15 protein-coding genes and 1 pseudogene are annotated in these 20,905 nt (G+C 57.3%); 2 read left to right on the top strand and 14 right to left on the bottom strand.

The features are described 5' to 3' along the window. Positions 1 to 6: 6 nt before the first annotated feature. The 6 genes and pseudogenes from rodZ to ACR8BN_RS05145 form a co-directional block, all read right to left on the bottom strand. Positions 7 to 1,017 (bottom strand): cytoskeleton protein RodZ, encoded by a 1,011-nt coding sequence (rodZ, locus tag ACR8BN_RS05170; protein ID WP_064703319.1) that lies wholly within the window; start codon positions 1,015 to 1,017, stop codon positions 7 to 9. Further along, entirely contained in the window at positions 1,007 to 1,741 is a 735-nt protein-coding gene (gene pilW / locus ACR8BN_RS05165) for a type IV pilus biogenesis/stability protein PilW (protein ID WP_434747380.1), read from the bottom strand. The genes rodZ and pilW overlap by 11 nt, the downstream gene beginning before the upstream one ends. An 80-nt stretch (positions 1,742 to 1,821) precedes the next feature. Then, complete coding sequence (locus ACR8BN_RS05160; protein ID WP_031594242.1) at positions 1,822 to 2,991, bottom strand: bifunctional tRNA (adenosine(37)-C2)-methyltransferase TrmG/ribosomal RNA large subunit methyltransferase RlmN; 1,170 nt, start codon at positions 2,989 to 2,991, stop codon at positions 1,822 to 1,824. Between the two features lie 187 nt (positions 2,992 to 3,178). Beyond that, positions 3,179 to 3,610, bottom strand: coding sequence for a nucleoside-diphosphate kinase (ndk, locus tag ACR8BN_RS05155; RefSeq protein WP_003848684.1), 432 nt, complete (start codon positions 3,608 to 3,610; stop codon positions 3,179 to 3,181). A 175-nt stretch (positions 3,611 to 3,785) separates the two neighbouring features. Beyond that, positions 3,786 to 6,124, bottom strand: a pseudogene (pbpC, locus tag ACR8BN_RS05150) (peptidoglycan glycosyltransferase PbpC). Then, on the bottom strand, positions 6,125 to 11,020 hold the full coding sequence (locus ACR8BN_RS05145) for an alpha-2-macroglobulin family protein (RefSeq protein ID WP_434747379.1): 4,896 nt from the start codon (positions 11,018 to 11,020) through the stop codon (positions 6,125 to 6,127). It abuts the pseudogene before it with no gap. Between the two features lie 146 nt (positions 11,021 to 11,166). Between ACR8BN_RS05145 and sseA the strand changes: the two genes are divergently transcribed. Continuing rightward, on the top strand, positions 11,167 to 12,009 hold the full coding sequence (gene sseA / locus ACR8BN_RS05140) for a 3-mercaptopyruvate sulfurtransferase (protein ID WP_191939239.1): 843 nt from the start codon (positions 11,167 to 11,169) through the stop codon (positions 12,007 to 12,009). A gap of 40 nt (positions 12,010 to 12,049) precedes the next feature. Here sseA and sseB read toward each other — a convergent pair whose 3' ends face one another. The 5 genes from sseB to trmJ form a co-directional block, all read right to left on the bottom strand. Continuing rightward, the gene (gene sseB / locus ACR8BN_RS05135) at positions 12,050 to 12,814 is read right to left on the bottom strand and encodes an enhanced serine sensitivity protein SseB (RefSeq protein WP_031592487.1); all 765 of its coding nucleotides are present in this window, start codon (positions 12,812 to 12,814) and stop codon (positions 12,050 to 12,052) included. Between the two features lie 46 nt (positions 12,815 to 12,860). Then, positions 12,861 to 14,147: an aminopeptidase PepB gene (gene pepB / locus ACR8BN_RS05130; RefSeq protein ID WP_064703315.1), complete on the bottom strand. Its 1,287-nt coding sequence runs from the start codon at positions 14,145 to 14,147 to the stop codon at positions 12,861 to 12,863. Between the two features lie 161 nt (positions 14,148 to 14,308). Then, the gene (locus ACR8BN_RS05125) at positions 14,309 to 15,469 is read right to left on the bottom strand and encodes an IscS subfamily cysteine desulfurase (protein ID WP_031592489.1); all 1,161 of its coding nucleotides are present in this window, start codon (positions 15,467 to 15,469) and stop codon (positions 14,309 to 14,311) included. An 88-nt stretch (positions 15,470 to 15,557) separates the two neighbouring features. Further along, complete coding sequence (iscR, locus tag ACR8BN_RS05120; RefSeq protein WP_010257591.1) at positions 15,558 to 16,055, bottom strand: Fe-S cluster assembly transcriptional regulator IscR; 498 nt, start codon at positions 16,053 to 16,055, stop codon at positions 15,558 to 15,560. 130 nt (positions 16,056 to 16,185) lie between these two features. Beyond that, positions 16,186 to 16,938: a tRNA (cytosine(32)/uridine(32)-2'-O)-methyltransferase TrmJ gene (gene trmJ / locus ACR8BN_RS05115; protein ID WP_069025284.1), complete on the bottom strand. Its 753-nt coding sequence runs from the start codon at positions 16,936 to 16,938 to the stop codon at positions 16,186 to 16,188. 132 nt (positions 16,939 to 17,070) lie between these two features. On the opposite strand from trmJ, the gene suhB reads away from it, so the two are divergent. Then, a complete protein-coding gene (gene suhB / locus ACR8BN_RS05110) occupies positions 17,071 to 17,874 on the top strand; it encodes an inositol-1-monophosphatase (RefSeq protein ID WP_008926709.1) in 804 nt (267 codons plus the stop codon). A 63-nt stretch (positions 17,875 to 17,937) separates the two neighbouring features. On the opposite strand, the gene ACR8BN_RS05105 is transcribed toward suhB, so the two are convergent. From ACR8BN_RS05105 to ACR8BN_RS05095, 3 genes are all read right to left on the bottom strand, one after another. Further along, positions 17,938 to 18,951, bottom strand: coding sequence for a TIGR04086 family membrane protein (locus ACR8BN_RS05105; RefSeq protein WP_115757905.1), 1,014 nt, complete (start codon positions 18,949 to 18,951; stop codon positions 17,938 to 17,940). Between the two features lie 204 nt (positions 18,952 to 19,155). Beyond that, positions 19,156 to 20,136, bottom strand: a complete 981-nt coding sequence (locus ACR8BN_RS05100; protein WP_434747378.1) for a nickel/cobalt transporter — start codon at positions 20,134 to 20,136, stop codon at positions 19,156 to 19,158. Then, a complete protein-coding gene (locus tag ACR8BN_RS05095; RefSeq protein WP_045139748.1) occupies positions 20,127 to 20,753 on the bottom strand; it encodes a DUF1007 family protein in 627 nt (208 codons plus the stop codon). The genes ACR8BN_RS05100 and ACR8BN_RS05095 overlap by 10 nt, the downstream gene beginning before the upstream one ends. Between the last annotated feature and the right edge of the window lie 152 nt (positions 20,754 to 20,905).

The raw sequence follows: 20,905 nt of genomic DNA, 5'->3' as shown, positions 1-20,905 counted from the left end.
ACGCTGTTATTGCGCACCCAACGTCAGGCGAGCAACCTGGTTATTACGGATAAAACGACTTAAATCAACGGGCTGATTCTGATATTGCACCTGAACAGCGGAAGGCGCGCCAATTTTCAGACGATACGGAGGCGTTCCTGCGAGGCTGAGTTTACCACCACTGCGCTGAATGCCGCTGAACAGTTTTTTGCCGGTGGCATCGCTCACTTCCAGCCAGCAGTCGGCGTTAAAGGTCATCACCACCGCATTAGGATCAGCAGCCGGTTCACTGACCGCCGCTGCACCTACTGGCATCTGAGGTGCCGTGCTGGTATTGGTATTCGTGGCCGCAGGTGCAGCCGCTGAGTTGTCTACGGGCGCCTGGCTCGGCGAAACCACGGCATTGCTGGTGGTATCTGGCTGTGCGGTGGTCGCGCTATTGCTGGCGCTGGCGGCCGGAGCCGCACTCGCTGGCGCACTGGCTGCGCTGTTGTCACTGGTGGTATTGCTTTCGTCAGGCGCGGCAGGTGCCGCGCTGTCACCGCTGGATTCACCCAGCGGAATCGACTGGCCGCTATCACCGCTGCTGCTCTGATCGGTCATCGGCACCAGATCATCCTGCGACGCTTTATGATTCTGCCACCACCATGCACCGGTCAGACCCACCACCACAAACACCACCAGCCAGGTGAAAATCATCAACCAGCCGTCGCGTTTCTTGCGGCGTTTGCCCAGTGAGAAACTTTGCATCGGCTCGATCTTTGAAGCCCGAATCGGTGTCTGTTTCGCCATCATCGGCAGCAGTTCCTCTTCAGGAATGTGCACCAGACGCGCGTAGGAGCGAATGTATCCGCGCAGGAACGTGGAGGCCAGATCGGCAGGCGATTTGTCTTCCTCGATATCACGCACGGTAGAAAGTTTCAGGCACAGGCGTTCAGCGACGTTCTGCTGCGTCAGCCCCATCTGCTCACGGGCCAGACGCAGGCGTTCACCTGTTGAATGTAATGCAGAGTTTTCTTGAGTGGCTTCAGTATTCATTAGCTAAATAACGCTGGTACTGTATCGATTGCGGAAAACGTCGCGCTAACTGGTCGCCATAACGTGAAACGTCAGCGGCATCTCCCTGTAGCGCGGCGAAACGTAAGTGTAACGCCAGACTTCGTGCCGTTGCGGGCAGCTGTTGCTGGTAAACATCAAGCAAAACCTGCACCTTCGCCAGATGGTTATCTGCCATCTGCTTTTCAGCTTCCGACAGCAGCGAATCAGCTTTGCGTCTGTCAGCCTCAATGGCCTGGCGTAGTGTCCTGCGGGCAGCGGCAATATCGCCAGCCTGCAGATAACAAAACCCTGCCAGTTCAAGCGCGTCATTGCGTGCATCAAACTGCGGTGCTGCGCTTGCCCGACTAAACTGTTGATGCGCTTCGCCATACTGCCTTAAAGCGCAGAGAAACGCACCGTAATTGTTAGCAACAAAACCATTATCCGGGGCATGCTGCTGTGCCAGTATAAACCGTGCCTGCGCCGCTGTCTGATTACCCTGCTTCTGCGCCAGTCGAGCCAGCGCAAGCGAGACCCGGTAATCCTCTGGCGCGGCGGCCTGTGCCCGCAGAAAGTTTCGCTCAGCTGCGGCATAGTCGCCACCCGCCAGATAGTGCATCCCTAACTGCAGACGCACCTCTTCTGCTCCGGGTTCGTGATGCTGGCTGACACACCCGCTTACAACAAACAGCGCCAGTAAAACTGCAGGTAATCCGTTACGCATAATCGTTTCCATCCGGTTGACGTTGACAGGCTGCAGCCTGCCACGCGTCATCACTTCAGGAAACGCTCTGAGTCACTCTTCTAGAGAGCCTTCACAGAGATGGCTTCACCCGCCATTTTTTTACGCATCGTACGCTTGGTACGGTCGATCACCTCACCGGCTAACTGACCACAGGCGGCATCGATATCATCGCCACGGGTTTTACGCACGATGGTAGTAAAACCATAGTCCATCAGGACTTTGGAAAAACGATCGATGCGGCTGTTGGAGCTACGGCCATAAGGCGCGCCCGGGAAGGGGTTCCAGGGGATCAGGTTGATTTTACACGGTGTTTCTTTCAGTAATGCGGCGAGTTCATGCGCATCATCTGTACTGTCATTGACGTGATCCAGCAACACGTACTCGATGGTCACGCGTCCCTGATTGGCGTTGGATTTGCCAATGTAGCGTTTCACCGCCGCCAGGAAGGTTTCGATATTGTACTTTTTGTTGATCGGGACAATATCATCACGCAGCTTATCGTTAGGCGCGTGCAGGGAAATCGCCAGCGCGACGTCGATCATATCGCCCAGTTTATCCAGCGCAGGCACCACGCCCGAGGTGGAGAGGGTCACGCGACGCTTCGACAGACCAAAACCGAAGTCATCCAGCATGATCTCCATCGCCGGGACCACGTTATTGAGGTTGAGCAGCGGCTCGCCCATGCCCATCATCACCACGTTGGTGATAGGACGCTGGCCGGTGATTTTCGCTGCGCCGACAATTTTCGCCGCACGCCACACCTGACCAATAATTTCTGACACCCGCAGGTTACGGTTAAAGCCCTGCTGTGCGGTCGAACAGAATTTACACTCCAGCGCACAACCCACCTGTGAAGAGACACAGAGCGTGGCGCGGTCTCCTTCCGGGATATAGACCGTTTCCACCAGCTGGTCGCCCACGCGAATGGCCCATTTGATGGTGCCGTCGGTGGAGCGCATCTCTTCTGCCACTTCTGGCGCGCGGATCTCCGTCAGCTCCATCAGTCGGTTACGCAGCTTTTTGTTGATGTCGGTCATCTGCTCGAAGTCATCGCAGCAGTAGTGATAAATCCACTTCATGACCTGATCGGCGCGGAAAGGCTTTTCTCCCAGCGACAGGAAGAATTCGCGCATCTGCTGACGGTTGAGATCCAGCAGGTTTATTTTCTGGCTTTTGGGGGAGACGATAATAGGGGATGCGGACGCGGACGTCACAATCTGTTCGGACATAATATTCTCTGGCCTCGTTGTTACACGTTATGGCGCTGTTCAGGGATAGGTGAAAAAAATTGCGCCTTCATTAAGCTGAGTCAATGAAGGCGCAATATTGTACAACATCTGCAGCCTGATAACAGGCGGGAGTGACCTCCCCTACGCAGATTTTTGTAAAGCCGACGTAACGTTTATCGCCAGGCGATTAACGGGTACGTGGGCAGATTTCGTTTTCGCCAAAGAAATAAGCGATTTCGCGGGCAGCGGATTCAGCAGAATCTGAACCGTGCGTGGCGTTTTCGGTGAAGCTGTCAGCGTAGTCAGCACGCAGTGTGCCAGCCAGTGCGTTTGCCGGGTTAGTGGCACCCATCAGGTCACGGTGACGCTGAACGGCATTTTCACCTTCCAGCACGGAAACAACAACCGGGCCAGAGGTCATGAATTCAACCAGACCATCGAAGAATGGCTTGCCCTGGTGCTCAGCGTAAAAACCTTCAGCCTGCTCTTTGCTCAGCTGCAGCATTTTTGCGCCAACGATTTTGAAGCCAGCGCTTTCAAAACGGTTGTAGATAGCACCAATCACATTTTTAGCGACGGCGTTTGGCTTGATGATAGAAAAAGTACGTTCGATTGCCATGATGACCTCTGTCTTGACGTTCTGAAGAAACCGGTGGCGTCCGCCCCGGTTAAGAAACGGCGCCGATTATAGGGGCTGAGTCCGGCGTTGCCTATCAGAGATCCCTAATTTGATGAAAAATCTTGATCTGAGTCGAAGCAGACGCGCCATAGTTATGATTTAGCGCAAAAAAGCGTCAGCCCCGGCTGAAGGTGACCGAGAAAAGTTGCCCCTCTTCATCCATCACCACCAGCTGATACTCGCCCGGATGATCGAGCTGCAGCGACAGGGTGTCTGCGGCATTCTGCGTCATCAGAGGCTCACCATTCAGGAACCACCAGCGCTGCGCGCCCTGCCCTCCCTGCACCGCGACCGGGATCGTCAGCGCGCTCCTGCCCGGCAGCGGTCTGACGATTTGCCCCTCAATCACGCCGGTAACGATCAGCGGCGCGCTGCTGCCCTGCTGTAACGGCGGACACCGGGCATCAACAGGAGGCAGGCGTTGCGCCCGCCGCTCCTGAGGCTGCAGCCAGGCTTCCAGCGGCAGCGGCCAGACCAGCCGTTCATGGCGGGTGGCGCCGGGGCAATCAGCTGCGACGCGCAGTCCCTGCGCATTCTGCCAGTAGCCCTGACGTAATCCGCTGAGGCTCTCCTGGCCGGGAGCCAGCAGTGTCGGCGGCAGCGTGTCGGCGGCGACCCAGCTTTGCCGCCGCTGGCGACAGTTTTCGTCTCCGGCGGGCAACGGCTGACCGCCAGGCCAGCAAATGCTCGCCATCGTCACCGAGGCCGGGCGCGGATCGCCCGGAACGTCACGTCTGCCGAGGCGACTCATCAGCAGGCTGTTGATCTGATTCATGACGGGCACGGCAGAGGCAAAACCAAACTGCCCGGCAACCGGCGTGGCATCCGGTCTTCCGACCCAGACGCCAATCAGATAACGGGGATTGATCCCCACCGACCAGGCGTCGCGGTAGCCATAACTGGTGCCGGTTTTCCAGGCCAGTGGCACCACATCGGGTACGCTGCCATTGCCCGCGGGCTGCGCTTCCCCGGCCAGGATACGCCGGATGATCCACGCCGACTCAGGCGAAAGCAGCGGCCGCTGCTGTAAGGGTTGATCGGGCATCCAGCGCAGCTGGCCGGCGTTGCCGTGGCGGGCAAAGGCGCTGTAGGCTGCCACGATCTCATCCATGCGCGCTCCGGTGCCGCCGAGAATCAGGGAAAGATTAGGTTCAGCGCCGGGGGGAAAACGTAAGTTGAGACCGACATTGCGCAGGCGCGCTGCAACGTTTTTCGGTCCCAGCGCCTCCAGAAGCTGCACCGCAGGCAGATTCAGCGACCGCACCAGCGCGTCACTGGCGCTGACCGGCCCGAGAAATCCGGTATCGAAGTTGCCTGGCCGGTAATCACCAAAGCGACGCGGCACATCCTGCAGCAGTGATTCAGCATGAATCAGCCCCTCATCCAGCGCCATCCCGTAAATAAAGGGTTTTAACACCGAGCCTGGCGAACGCACGCTGGCGATCATATCCACATGGCCAAAACGGCTGTCATCGGTAAAGTCAGCCGAGCCGACGTAGCCGCGAACCGCCATGGTGGTGTGATCCACCACCAGCATCGCCAGCGAGGTGCGTGGAGGAAGCTGATTTTTAACATTCAGCGCCAGGCTTTCCAGTTCGCGCTGCAGTGAGGGGTCAAGCGTAGAGACAATCTTATCGCTGTGGCTGATCGACAGCAGCCGCCGGGCCAGTAGCGGCGCCATCTGTGGCATCTGGCGCGGCGGCAGCCACACCGGCTCCTGACGGATTTCCGCCACTTGTTCAGCGGACCAGATGCGGTATTCCGCCAGCCGATCCAGCACTTTGTTGCGTGCGGCTTCTGCCCGCTCCGGCCAGCGATCGGGCCGCAGACGGCTGGGTGCCTGCGGCAAAACGGCCAGCAGCGCCGCCTCGCCCGACGTCAGCTGTGACGGGGCTTTTCCCAGCCAGCTCCAGCTTGCCGCGCCCACCCCTTCCAGCGTGCCGCCAAAGGGCGCACGGTTAAGGTAGAGCGTCAGGATGTCACGTTTGGAAAGATGCCACTCCAGCTGCAGCGCACGCCACGCCTGAATTATCTTGCCGCGTAGCGTCCGGGGTTGCGGGTCGATAAGGCGTGCCACCTGCATGGTCAGCGTGCTGCCTCCGGAAATGACGCTCTGATGGCGCAGATCCTGCCAGGCGGCGCGCAGCAGAGCCAGGGGATTGATGCCGGGGTGATACCAGAACCAGCGATCTTCATAGGTCAGCAGCGCCTGCAGATAGGCCGGAGCCACCTCCTCTGGCGTGACCGGATAGCGCCAGATCCCCTTGCTGTCTGCAAAGCGCCACAATGGTGTACCGTCGCTGGCAACAACCACCCGCGCAGGCTGAACCTGTTTAAGCGGCAGCGGGAAAAGCCGATCCAGCCCCCATATCGCCAGCCACAGCGCCAGAAAAAAAGCGGCAGCGCGAGCCACCACTTTTTGATGCTGCTGACGTTTACCACGCGTCGCGTCACTTACTGAATATGCAGCTGCGACGGCGTGCTGCCGGTGGCGCGCCACTCCGGCACATACATCGACTCGACCTGCGGTGGTGGCATCAGATAGCGACCCGGTGTGACCGCCCGCGCCAGGTAGACCAGCGTCGCGGGACGATAAGTATCTACCGCCAGTGCCGCCACAAAGCGATCGTCACGGAACTCAATGTGTCTGATGTCAGCCTGCTGCATGTCACCCATGCTCTCCTTCAGCGCATCCGCACTGTCGCCGAGGCTGGCGCTGCTGTCAGCCAGGTTCTGGTTTTCCAGCTCCAGACCGGCAGGCAGCAGATCCACCACCAGCGCATCGGTGATGCTGCGCTTCGACGAAACGGTCAGACGCACCACCAGCAACTCGCCGCTGCGCAGATTGCTGAGATCGGCGGCTTTGCCATCCAGCGTAAAGTATTCACGTTTTATCCCGAGCACATTGCTCTCCGGCTGTGGCGCGGCCAGCGGATAACCGGTGACATCCAGACGACCATACAGCGGCGCACTGCCCGGATTACTGACGGCTAAGCCCTGCAACAGTCGTTCAGCCCCCAGCCCTTTATTCAGTGGCGCATCGCCCTGCAGAGGCTGTGCATTGCCCGACAGCTGCGCCTGCCAGCTTCCGCCCTGCGCACGCTGCAGCGTATGCGCCGCTAAATAGAGCGCGTTATTCTCCTGAGTCGAGAACCAGCGCTTGCCGTTGACCTCTTTTGACAGCGACAGCAGCAGACTATTCTGCAAATCAGGCTGCAGCTTATTCTCTGCTAACAGGGCTATCATCATCCCCTGATCGCGCACCGTGCTGCCATAGTCGCCATACCACTCTTTATCTGAACGCGTCAGACTGGCACCCTGCATGATCGCAAGCGATGCGCGCTGCCCGTCACCCATCAGCTTCAGCGCCACGCCAAGCTGCATCAGCGCCAGGCCGGAGCGGGCCTTCTCACGCTTTTCATACAAGGCGCGCAGCGCACCCAGCGGCGCACGCTGCTGGCGCGCCAGCACCAGTCCAGCGTAAGCCTGTACGCTGAACTGCAACGCGGCGTTGTTATCACTGCCGCCGCCGCTGATCTGCGCGGGATCCTGCAGATAGCGCAGCAGCCGTGCGTTAGCGCGCTCAACTACATTATCCGGCAGCGCATAGCCCGCCTCGCTGGCGCGAAGCAGGAAATCGGTCACGTAAGGCGTCAGCCAGAACTCCTCCTCACTCTGTTTGTCCCACAGCCCGAAGCCACCGTTGGCCCGCTGCATGCCCGCCAGACGGGCAATGCCGGTGTCGACGGCGGTCCGGCGCGCCTCATCACTGCTGGTTTTTATCCCCATCGCGGTCAGCTCAGCATGGCTGGTGTAGAGCGACGGCCAGAGGCCGCTGGTGGTCTGTTCCAGACAGCCGTAGGGATAGGCATAAAGCGCACTGATATAGCTGGCGATATTGAGCGGCGGACGATTGCTCAGCGTCAGCTGTCCACTCAGGGTCTGAGCATCCAGCCCGGTAAACGCGGCTGCCGCGACCTGCCAGGGCTGATCGGGATTGATGACGGCATCGAAATTCAGCGTCCGGGCCGGATAAGGTGGCCTGACGCCGATTTTCCACTGCTGTTTGCTGGGCTTAACCTGCTCGCCCGGCAGGTTCAGACCGGAAATCTGCACGGCGACCTCGCCATCACCAAAGCCGGTTTTCGCCGTGACCGGAATCTGAAGTGTGGTACGTGCGCCTTTGGCCAGCGTCACGCTCTGGCTGGCAGCCCCGGCCAGATCCACTAAGCCACTGCTGCTCAGATCCACGTTCAGGGTTTGCGGCAGATCGGTCAGGTTAGTGAGATCCAGCGCCAGTGAGGCTGTATCGCCGCTGGCAAGGAAGCGCGGGGTGGCCAGTTCGCTGATCAGCGGCGCCGCAACCACCAGTTTGCGCTCTGCCGCGCCGAAGCTGTCATCGCTCCAGGCCTGGGTCATCAGCCGCAGCTCACCGTTAAAGACCGGGATCGGCAGCGTAATCGACCCGTTGCCCTCTTTATCCAGTGTTACCGCCTGTAACTGCTGCGCCACGATATTGACGTGCGTCACTGGCTTTTTGCCGCCGCGCGTCATCGATTCATCCTCGCCATCACCACCAAAACGCAGCGCCGCGAGCCGGCCACCGCCTTCGATCAGCTGGCCAAAGACGTCGTACTGATCGACGTTGTAGCGTTTACGGCCAAAGAAAGCCTGCCACGGATCGGGGGTTTTATAATCCGTCACGCTCAGAACGCCGCTGTCCACGGCTGACAGCAGTACATTCACTTTTTCAGGCAGCGGGCCGCCGTCACGACTGGCGTGAACTTTTACCGTCAGGCGTTGCTCAGGACGGATTTTATCGGGCGCATCCAGCGTCAGATTTAAGCGGCGCGCCTCCGTCGCCATCGGCAGATGCAACAGCCCCACCGCGCGTTTTGGCGTTGCGCCACTGACCTTATCGCCGTCACGCACCACGATGGCGCTGAAGTAGAGATCGTGACGCTGCCAGCTCTCAGCAACAGGGACATCCACCGTTGTGCCGCCCTTTGGTACGGTCAGTGGCTGCCACCAGAGCGTGCCGCTGCTCGACTCCACCATCAGGTAACCTTTACCGGCCGCCGGTGACTCAACCTGCAGATGCACGGTATCGCCCGGCTGGTAAGCGGCTTTGTCCAGCTTCAGTCTGACCTGATCCGGGCGCAATGCACCCGTGCCGTTGGTGTTATCCTGCCAGTCATAACCCGCCTGGAACCGCACGCTGCTGACGATCTTCTCGCCCGCCTGCACTTCGAGCCGGTAGTGGCCCCACTCGACCGGGAAGCTGACTTTGGTGCTGCCATCAGCCGGGACAGAGATGGCGCGTTCATCTTCCTGCAGATCCTTGTCGCTATACTGCGACTGCCAGCCTTCGCTGTCAGAGAAGCTCCAGTAGTAATCATGACGTTCACGGATCAGGCGAACATCCAGCTTCTCTGCCGCCAGTTTTTTGCCCTGACTGTTGGCATAGACAATGTCGAATTCGGCCAGGCTCTGTTCCGGCACGGTCGGCTCATCGTGATAGCTGTCACTGCGGTAGTCATAAACCGCCTTGTTACCAAACAGCGGCCGGATACCCGGCAGCGCTTCAGCGGGCCAGATGGCCTGGGTGGCACGACGGGTGACCGGACGTCCGCCGGTCTCCAGCAGGCTGGCCTGCAGGATCAGATTGAGCGGGGAGTGGAGCTGATCCCACTGATTTTCTACCGTGAGTTGTGCTTTGCCGCTGGCGTCGAGCTTGAGATCCACCTCATCCAGCGTGCGCTTTAACCCCTCTTCTGTGATGTCACCAAACTGGTAGCCTGGCAGTGCAGTCACCGCCTCGCGTGCCGGTCGCAGATAGAGTTGACCCTGTAGCGTGTTACCTGCTGCCGGGGCGCCATAGAGATAGCGCCCCTCAATACCGAACTCAACACTGGCATCAGCGGCCTGCGGCTGAGGGTCGTTTTTCAGGGTTAACGCCATACGCTCCGGCAGAAAATCTTCGACGTGAAACTTCCACTCGCGCTTGAGGTTATCGCCGGTATTCAGTCGCAACATCCAGTCGCCGGTCATGGCCGACGCGGGCAGCGCCAGTCGCTGCTGGTAGAATCCTGCTTCAGGCTGCCAGACAAAAGTCCGCATCACCTGGCCATCGGGCTGCACCAGCTCCGCTTTGATCGGCTGCGCGGGCAAGGGGTGTCCGTCGGCATCGCGAAGCAGCGCATTGACGATGACCGTTTCGCCGGGACGATAGATATCGCGCGGACCAAAAACAAACAGCTGTTTGTCATAGCCTTGCGGCCCGGCGACCGGGAATTCAGCGAGATCCAGCGCCGGACGCGCCAGGTCGATCATTGAGGTCTGTTCTCCCTGAATTGCCAGCAGGAGCTTGCCTTTTTCATCCGCCTTGAGGCTCAGATGACCGGTGCTGTCACTGGTTCCGCTTTGCAGCACCTGCCCCTTCTCATCCAGTAACCTGACGCTGACCCCGGAAAGCGGCTGACCGTCTGCCAGACTCTGGGCGAACAGTTCGAACCGGGTCGGGAAGCGATGCAGTGACAGACCAATATCGCTCAGGGTGAAAAGCGTGGCGGGCTGGCTATAGCGATAAGTACCGGCCTGCTTCATTACCGCCAGATAGACGCCCGGCTGCTGAAGTGCGGTAATGTCACGCATCGGCAGTTGCAGTTTTTCACGCGTGTTACGCGCCGGGTTGAGCTCAAAGCGTCCGCTATAGACCAGCTGGCTGCTTTTCAGCAGCTCCTGCGACTGCCAGCTCGAGAGGTTGTTGCCGTAATTCCACTGCGAGAGAAATTCCGCCAGCCCGGCATTCTTTATCCGGAAGAAATCGACATCGACCTGGTCAACATTCAGCGCCAGCACCGGCAGTCCCTGAGTGATACGCAGCGGCAGCAGTGAACCGCGACTGGCAAAGCCCACCATCGGCTGGATATCACGGGTGGTGATTTTCTGACTGTAATCGGCGGCAAGCGTCTCACCGCTGGCCGCGCGCAGTCCCGCATCCACCGTGACGGTGAAGTGACGCGACGGCTCGGGATGGCGGAAGCGCAACGTTTTACGGTTAGCAGAAAGCTCCCAGCCGCCATCCACCCGGCCCTGTTTATCGTCGGTCAGCCTGACTTTTTGCGCGATATCCTGTTTATCATCAAGCGGCTGACTGAAGGTTAAGACCAGCGCAGCGGCATTATCGAACTGCAGTTCCGAGAGATCGATAATCGTCAGCGGTTTGCTGATCTGGACGGTTGCGGGTGCTTCTGCCGCCCGGAGAGGCAAAACAGGTAACAGGGTCGCTGACAGCAGCGAGCCACCGATCAGCATGCTGAGCAGCAGCCGGGTATTGCGTTTCTTCATGGTAGTTCCTTCACCGGGACGCAGGGAGTGTCGTTTGATTACGCCGCGCAATTTCATATCAATGCTCGCATTTAATCAACGCTTCTCTTGAGATGGTGCGCACATTCCCTGACACTGGTATGACAGATTGCTGAGATGAGGTTGTTATGACGACGCCACTGTTTGTGTCCGCCGACTGGTTACAAGAGCACTACAACGATGAGCGGCTTCAGGTGCTGGATGCACGGTTGTTGCCAACCGGTATGGAAGCGGTTCGCGATATCCAGGCCGAATATCTGGCGGGTCACTTACCCGACGCCCCTTACTTCGATATTGAAGCGCTTTCCGATCACACCAGCCCTTACCCCCATATGCTGCCCCGCGCCGAAAGTTTTGCCGTCGCGATGCGTGAACTGGGTGTCAGCAGTGATAAGCACCTGGTGGTGTATGACGAGGGTAATCTCTTTTCTGCGCCACGCGCCTGGTGGATGCTGAAAACCTTTGGTGTGGCTCAGGTGTCGATTCTGGCCGGGGGCTTGCAGGGCTGGAAAGAAGCCGGTTTTGCGCTGGCAACCGGCGAAGTGAATCTGCCGGAAGGTGAGTTTGAGGCCCACGCAGATGAAAGCCGGGTGAAGCGCCTGACGGACGTACTGCTGATCAGCCATGAAGGCGGCGCACAGATTATTGATGCGCGTCCGGCCAATCGCTTTAACGCCGAAGTGGATGAGCCGCGTCCCGGATTGCATCGCGGGCATATTCCCAACAGCCTGAACGTGCCGTGGAACAGCCTGGTTGAACAGGGAAAACTCAAGCCGGAGGCGGAACTTCAGACGCTGTTTGCCGATGCGGGCGTCGATATCACCCAACCGGTGGTCGCCAGCTGTGGCTCAGGCGTGACGGCAGTGGTGGTGATTCTGGCGCTGACGGCGCTGGGCGCACGGGATGTCACGCTGTATGACGGCTCCTGGGGCGAATGGGGCAGTCGCGACGACTTACCTATCGCGAAATAAAAAACAGGCGGCCCATGAGCCGCCTGTTTACTTTTTTGTCTCAGATAATCCGCTCACTGCCCCTGAAGTCGCGCAGGAAACTGCCCCAGCGACGCTCATAGAATGGCGTGATGTGGGCGGTAAAGAAGTGGCTGATGCCGCGATCGTTCAGCGTCACCTCACAGATATCAACCGGCGCGTCGTCCGGCAGCGTATCGGTTGCCACGCTACCTGCCGCCTGAATGATCGTCTCAATGTTGCTGTCCGCTTCAATGCCAATCAGCAGATTGGGCGCTTCGTCAGCCCGCTCACGGATACTGGCGATAAACGCGCGACGCACCTGCTTATGCTTAGTAAAGAGCTGAGTCAGTGAGTCGATCATCTGCGCAGGGGGTTCAGCCACCTCAGACAGCAAGAGTGACTGTCCGCCTTCCAGCACGGTTTGCTGACTTAGCGCACTGCCCTCTTCAGCCAGCAGATGGGTGATCTCGGCCGCAGTAAACTCTTTACCGGAAGGCAGTTTGGGATTGAGAAACAGCGTCTCGCCACGTGTAATCTCAAACAGCGTCCGTACCGGCAGACGCAGCCAGGACTGCTCACCGCTCACCGCTTCACTCATCGCCTCTTCTGACGTGAAAAAAGGAATGATGCTGCTGCCATCCTCTTTTTCCCAGTGCTGCAGATCAACGGGCGTGCTGGCATCAAGCTGTTGCGTGGTGCTTTCACCTGGCACCCACGCATCAGCTTCCAGCAGCAGCTGAAAAAATTCGGGCCGATGGGCAGGCTCAGTGGCCGCCAGCTTCAGCACCTCTTCAAGACGGTTCATAGTTTTCCTTTGAACAGCGGCGGCATCAGCCACCGCTGAGATCGGCTTATTTCAGTAACAGATTGGCGAGGGTACGCACGCCAAGACCTGTTGCACCCGCCGCCCACTGGTCAACTGCGCCTTTGCGATAGGTCGCGGAGCAGTCGATATGCAGCCAGCCCTGCTGATAGTTACTGACGAAGTGTGACAGGAACGCTGCCGCGCTGCTGGCACCCGCCGCATGTGACGGGCTGGCGATGTTATTAAGATCGGCGAAGTTAGACGGCAGATGGCTGCGATGGAATTCGGCCAGCGGCAGACGCCAGAAAGGTTCGTTCTCACTCACCGCGCTGCCCATCAGCGACTGTGCCATCACATCATCAAAGGTAAACAGCGCATGGTAATCGTTGCCCAGCGCCGTCTTAGCCGCACCGGTCAGCGTCGCAGCATCGATGATCATCGTCGGGTTCTGCTCGCTGGCGTCGATTAAACCGTCGGCCAGGACCAGACGCCCTTCCGCATCGGTGTTCATCACTTCCACCGATTTACCGTTGCGATAGCGAATGATGTCGCCCAGTTTAAAGGCGTTGCTGCTGACCATGTTATCGGCACAGCAGAGGTAGAGTTTCACGCGCTTGTTAAGACCGCGCGAAATCGCCATGGCCAGCGCGCCGGTGACGGTCGCCGCGCCGCCCATGTCAGATTTCATTGAGTCCATGAAGCTGCTCTGCTTCAGGCTGTAGCCACCGGTATCAAAGGTGATGCCTTTACCGACCAGACAGGCGTAGACCGGGGCATTGTCGTCGCCGGTCGGGTTGTAATCGAGCGCCAGAAATACCGGCGGACGATTTGAACCGCGTCCAACGGTGTGCAGGCCCATATACCCCTGTACCCGCAGATCGTCGCCTTTGGTGATGCGATAGCTGACGGCGCTGCCGCCCACTTCACTGATCAGATCGACTGCATTGTGCGCCAGCTGTTCCGGCCCCAGATCTTCCGCAGGCAGGTTAATAACGTTGCGCACCCAGTCGATAATTTTCAGACGGCGATCAAACTCCGCCTGCTCATGTTCGCCCAGCGCCGGCCACTCAACCTGACGCTGGCCTTTCGGACCACGGAAGCCCTGCCAGAATGCCCAGCACTGCTCAAGGTGCCAGCCTTCGCCGGTCAGCGCCACATGGCGTATCCCCTGGCTGTCGATTTTGTGAGCCGCACGCTGAATGCTATTCAGCGCATCCGCGCCGGTCAGATGCAGTGTCATGCCGCTGTCGTTGCTGCTGAGAATCGCTTTTTCGCCCCAGCGCGCATCGGCGGGCTGGCTGCTAAGCGTAATATTCATGGGTTGTGTGGTCATCGAAAAGCTCCATAATCGTTATCTGTTTCATCCAGCCTGATTGTTATAACGGCTTTAATAAGATGTTAAATATAATTCGCAGAGAGACCTGATAACAGATTCCGTCAGGTGTTGCCAGCGAAGTGCAAATATAGGCGCAATTTCCGGACTATGACCGGGTGTCAGGATTTCATTAAGGCCCGCAGACGGGTCACTGATTTCTGCACCAGGGCAATGGCGTAGTCGATCTCTTCCTCGGTTGTGAAGCGTCCCAGCGAGAAGCGCAGCGAACTGTGCGCCAGCTCTTCACTCAGGCCCAGCGCCCGCAATACATAGGAAGGCTCCAGGCTGGCGGAGGTGCAGGCCGAGCCGGAAGAGAGCGCCAGATCTTTCAGCGCCATGATCAGTGATTCACCCTCAACGTCAGCAAAACTGAGGTTAAGAATGTTCGGTGCGCTCTGATGCAGATCGCCATTGAGGGTGACGTCGGGCAGTGTGCTGATGCCCTGCCACAGACGATCGCGCAGAGTCTGCAGCCGCGCCATCTCGGTTTCGCGCTCTTCTGCTGCGATACGATACGCCTCGCCCATGCCGACAATCTGATGCACCGGCAATGTCCCGGATCGCATACCGCGCTCATGTCCGCCGCCGTGGATCTGCGCAGCAATCTGCACACGCGGTTTACGCCGGACATAGAGTGCGCCGATGCCTTTCGGGCCATAGAGTTTGTGGGCAGAAAAGGACATCAAATCGACCGGTAACTGGCTGAGATCGATAGGCAGCTTGCCGACGCTCTGGGTCGCATCCACATGAAACAGAATCTCACGTTCGCGGCAGAGTTCGCCAAAGGCGGCGATATCCTGAATCACCCCGGTTTCATTATTAACGTGCATCAGGGTGACTAAAATCGTGTCGTCGCGCAGCGCCGCACGCAGCTGGTCAGGCGAGATAATGCCGTTAGCCGCCGGGGTGAGATAAGTGACAGCAAAGCCTTCACGCTCAAGCTGCTGGCAGCTATCAAGCACCGCTTTGTGTTCTGTCTGGCTGGTGATGATATGTTTGCCGCGCGCCTGATGGGCGTGAGCTGCGCCTTTAATCGCGAGGTTATCGGATTCAGTGGCGCCTGAGGTAAAGATGATTTCACGCGGATCGGCATTGACCAGCTCGGCGATCTGATTACGCGCAACATCAACCGCTTCTTCAGACTGCCAGCCAAAACGGTGCGATCGCGAGGCCGGATTACCGAACGTGCCATCCAGCGTCAGAAACTGCATCATTTTGCTGGCCACACGCGGATCGGCCGGCGTGGTGGCGGCGTAATCCAGGTAAATCGGTAATTTCATTGCGCTACAGCTCCGTATAAAAAATCATACGTCTTTATAGCAGATTCGGCCCTGACCGCGTTAGCAGTAAGGGCCGCAACAGCGGGGATTACGAGGCGCGTTGGTTGACGTTAATTTCCTGCGTGCGCGGGCTCTGGAAGCGACGATTATCAATCGCATTCTGACGATCGGCTACATCCAGGATCTCCTGATTATTCACCAGCTCAGCCAGTGTAATATTGTTCAGGAAGTCACTGATGCGCACGCTCAGATCGCGCCACAGCACATGAGTCAGGCAACGCTCGCCGCCCTGGCAGCCTTCTTTACCCTGGCATTTGGTGGCATCAACAGACTCATCAACGGCGGTGATCACTTCACCGACAGAGATGGTATTAGACGCTTTGCCCAACAGATAACCGCCGCCCGGACCACGTACGCTGGAAACCAGCTCATTTTTACGCAATCGGGAGAATAACTGCTCCAGATAGGAGAGCGAAATGCCCTGACGCTCTGAAATATCAGCCAGCGGGACCGGGCCTTCATGGGAGTGAAGGGCAACGTCCAGCATTGCAGTAACGGCATAACGTCCTTTGGATGTCAGTCTCATAGCGTACGACCTCAATAGCGTCCGGTTATCGGAGGATTAGCAACAGATGCTCTGAAGTCTGCCATTCCCGAGTAAATTGGTCAACTATTTAACCTGGTAAATTAGTCAGGTATTTAACCTGGTAATTTACTCAACTATTATCTGCTTGTTTTTTATCGTTTTTTCGCTTTTCAAACGACGAAAGCATGCCGCGCAGGATGTTCAGCTCATCGCGTTCCGGGCGGGCGCGGGTGTAAAGACGGCGCAGTTTGCTCATCACCTGGCCAGGACTGGCTTCACGGATAAAGCCGCTGTTCAGCATCATCTGTTCCATATGCTGATAGAAACGCTCCAGGTCATCCACCAGTGGATAAGGTGACTCTTCATACTGCGGCGGCGGGCTGGCCTGCTCCTGCGCCTGTAACCATGCCATGCGCACTTCATAGGCGATAATCTGTACGGCCATCGCCAGGTTCAGCGAGCTATATTCCGGGTTTGCCTGAATCGCGACGTGGTAGTGGCACTTCTGCAACTCGTCATTGGTCAGGCCGACACGTTCGCGACCAAATACCAGCGCAACCGGTGCCTGCTGGCCCTCTTCCACGCTTTTCACGCCACATTCGCGCGCATCCAGCATCGGCCAGGGCAGCGAGCGGGAGCGTGCGCTGGTGCCGACCACCAGACTGCATCCGGCAATGGCCTCATCCAGAGAGTCGACAATTTTTGCGTCGCCGATAACGTCGCTGGCACCGGCCGCGAGTGAGATAGCCTGTGAGTCAGGCTTGACCAGTGGGTTAACCAGATAGAGGTTGGTTAAGCCCATGGTTTTCATGGCGCGCGCAACGGAGCCCATGTTACCGGTGTGAGAAGTCTCGACCAGCACGATACGAATATTTTGCAACATGATTAGGGATACTCAGAAACGGGTCAGTAAAATCAGTAGAGAGAATATTAACATAAAGCAGGACATTTACCGAACACGCTGCTATACTCCGCGCCGTTTTCCCCGTTCTTTAACATCCAGCGAGAGATACCGATGCATCCAATGCTCAACATTGCCGTGCGCGCAGCGCGCAAGGCCGGAAATTTAATTGCCAAATATTATGAAACCCCGGACGCCGTCGAAGCCAGCCAGAAAGGCAGCAACGACTTCGTAACTAATGTTGACCGCGAAGCAGAACGCCTGATTATCGAAATTATTCGTAAATCTTACCCGAAACATACCATCATCACCGAAGAAAGCGGTGAACTGGCGGGCGAAGATCAGGATGTTCAATGGGTTATCGATCCGCTGGATGGCACCTCAAACTTCATCAAACGTTTACCCCACTTTGCTGTTTCTATCGCTGTGCGCATTAAAGGCCGCACCGAAGTCGCCGTCGTTTACGATCCAATGCGCAATGAACTCTTCACCTCTTCACGCGGTCAGGGCGCTCAGCTGAATGGCTATCGTCTGCGTGGCAGCACGGCACGCGATCTGGATGGCACCGTTCTGGCGACCGGCTTCCCGTTCAAAATGAAGCAGCACGCGCCGGCTTACATGAATATCATGACCAAACTCTTTACCCAGTGTGCTGACTTCCGCCGCACCGGTTCTGCTGCGCTGGATCTGGCCTATGTGGCTGCCGGTCGCGTAGATGGCTATTTTGAGATTGGCCTGAAGCCGTGGGATTTTGCGGCGGGTGAACTGCTGGTCCGTGAAGCGGGCGGTCTGGTGACTGATTTCACCGGCAACCACGGCTATCTGCTGTCAGGTAACCTGGTCGCGGGTAACCCACGTGTGGTGAAATCGATGCTGTCGAACATGCGTGATGAGCTGAGCGAAGCGTTAAAGCGCTAAGTCTCAGTACAGAAAAAGGCGGCTTCTCAGCCGCCTTTTTTATTGCCTGTTACTCAGTGATGATTAACGACGTTCGTGTGACAGCACCTGATGAGGCTGAGTACGACGACCTACCATACCCATCACGCCTGCCAGCACGGCTTCGATGATCAGCAGAATCAGGGCATACCAGCTCGCTTTCGCGGTCGCAGCAGCGGCTTTTTCACCGGCTTCACGCGCTTTCTGTTCAGCCTGCTGTTTCAGTTCCTGATATTTCTGAACCGCCTGCTGATAGCTCTGTTCAGTTTTGGCCACGATCTGATCCACTTCCTGATCGCTTTTGCCGGTGCGCGCTTTGATAATATTTTTCAGCGCATCACGATCGGCTGCCTGCAGGGTATCGGAATGACGATCCATCACCCCTTTTAACCAGTTAGCCAGATCAGTATCCGCTGTCTGTGGATGGTTTGCGGTGTTGTTAGCCTGATTTTCAGCATTCTGCGCTTCTTTATTTGCATCCTGCTTTAAGTTCTCTGGCTGTAATTCCGGTTTCCCGGTCTGGCGTAAAGTCGTTTCCAGTTCGTTCTGCAGGTTATCTAAATTAATATTACTCTCCTGCAGTTTGTCTTTTGCCATTTGGGTAACGGATGGCGCAGCGGCGGAAATACCACTACCCAGCGCCTGGAAGCCTGAGCCCACAATATTCATCGCGCCGCCTAATACACTGGTCGCCAGCGCAATAGCCAGGTAAATAGTGAAAATTGTGCTAAGGCCAAACATCAGTAAACCGTGCAGTGCGCCTTCGCGCTGAGCCAGTCGGCCTGCAACATAACTACCTGCAGCCATCGCGACCAGCATTTCAATGGCAGTCCAGACCAGCGCACCTGTGCCCAGGCCGTCGAGTGGATTCTGTTCTTTCATCGGATCAATGGTTGTTGCACCAATGGCGGTTCCCAGCAGCGTCAGAATAATGTGAACGATCAACGCACAAATGACACCGGCAAACACGGCGCTCCAGGAAATACGTTTTAACGGCAATCCAGCAGGCCCGGTCGCCAGCGTTTCGGTGTAGCCATTATTAATACGGGTATCAGCCATGAAATATACTCCTCGCAATAAACAGAAAGCGGTCTTGATCTTTTATCATCCCGACGGCGGATTGCCGTTTTGGTATTATCAGCGTAGACAGGGAATAGTCATTTCACCACTAAACCAGCCAGAGAAAAAAATAAAGAGATGAATTCAGAGATAATTAACGAAGAGAAGAGCGCAGCGGCAAATTTATTTCCGCTGCGCTTTTATTCAGAAAGGTCGAATTCCGCCACCCAGCGTCATCTGCGCTGACTGCCATAGCGCGATACCCGCTACGATTAAAATCAGGCTGCCGGTTAAGGCCAGTGCGGGGATCAGCAGTCGCGTTATGCCTGCGGCAACACCAGGCTGAGCCAGCCGTTGCGCCACTGTGCGCGCCTGCTGAACCAGCAGGCCAATCGCCGAAATGGTCAGTGCCGTGCCCAGCGCCATCACCGCAGCAGAGATAACCCCCCAGCCATAGACACCAATCACCTTGGCAAACAGCAGCATCATAATCGCGCCGGAACAGGGACGTAATCCCATCGACACCACCACCAGCAGCTGGGTTTTCACGCTGAGATTGCCGCTCATCTGCTGCGGTGTCGGAAGATGCGCGTGTCCGCATCCGCACTGATCATCATGCTGATGGTGAGGTTTGAAGGCGTGAAATACCGGGGCCGGACGTGGACGCAATGTCCGCCACAGCGAACGCAGCGCCCGATAACCGATCATCACGCCCAGCCCGATCACCAGCAGATAACTGCCCTTCTCCAGCCAGAAACTGCTGAGATGCAGCTGTCGCGATGACGTTTTCAGCAGCACCAGCATCACCGTCACCAGGACAATCGCCACCGAACCCTGCAGCAGTGAGGCGAGCAGCGTCAGCCTGATACTGGTTTTCACTCTGGTGGGATGGGTCGCCAGAAAAGTCGCGATCACCACTTTGCCATGGCCCGGTCCCAGCGCGTGCAGTACGCCATACAGCAGGCTGAATATCACCAGCGAAATGCCTGCCTGGTGGGGCTGCTCCGCTACCTGCTGTAGCAGCTGAGTCATCTGCCGATGCAGATCTTTCTGCCACAGTACGCTCTGCATCAGAATCTGCGACCAGTAGAGCCAGACCAGCAACGCGCTGCTCAACAGCACGCCCGCCATCAGCCACAGCGGCCAGAGGCGGGAAGCCCTTAACGGAGTGGAGATTACTGACATGTCAGTATCACCGTCTGGGCAAACTGGCGGCCTAAATCCATCTCCTCTGCAGGCGCGTCGGCTTTATCCAGCGACAGCGCATACTGCTTCAGCGAATCATTAGGCTTTGGCGTGTTCAGCGCGAACTTGCAGCGCGCCTGCAGCGCCGGCGGCAGCGTTAATGCACCGGGATTGTCATAGAACATATCGACGAAATAGGTGGGATCAAAAGTCAGGATCTCAAAGCGCTGCCCGGTCAGCTTCGGGGGTTCCGCCAGCGGCAGAATAAATTCCAGCACCGCTTTATGGCCGTTACGTGACAGGTTGTATTCGGTTGGCAGATTCAAAAACTTTACCCGCTGTTGGTTGTGCCAGATTTCAGAAAAGTAGTGCTGGCCCAGCACGTTCGCCATCACGCCTGCCGCCAGCTTCTTCCACACCACGCTGCCTGGTTTCGCCTCGCCCGCGTCATAAAGCAGATCGGCGGAGGTAATTTCATCCATGGTCCAGGTCATCTTCAATCCCGTAAAGGTGTCATCCTGCGCCACCAGTTCGGTTTTCATATCGATGAAGCTGTGAGGATGGGCCATTACAGCCGGACTTAAGACCATCAAGAGGGCAAAGAGTGTGCGTTTCATAATGTTATAAAGTAACGTTCCCGATGAAAAGAATCTATAAGTAACAAAATTTTGTGACCCGCCTTAAACCTCCGGCAAATAAACCGCGTAAACCGCGCAGGCACTGACGGGGTTGACTATTCTTAGCTCAAAATAGCCTGCTGGAAATCTGA

It is taken from the genome of Pantoea sp. Lu_F5_004, assembly GCF_051136245.1.
Taxonomy (GTDB): Bacteria; Pseudomonadota; Gammaproteobacteria; order Enterobacterales; family Enterobacteriaceae; genus Pantoea; species Pantoea agglomerans.
This window is presented reverse-complemented; position numbering and strand designations above follow the sequence as displayed.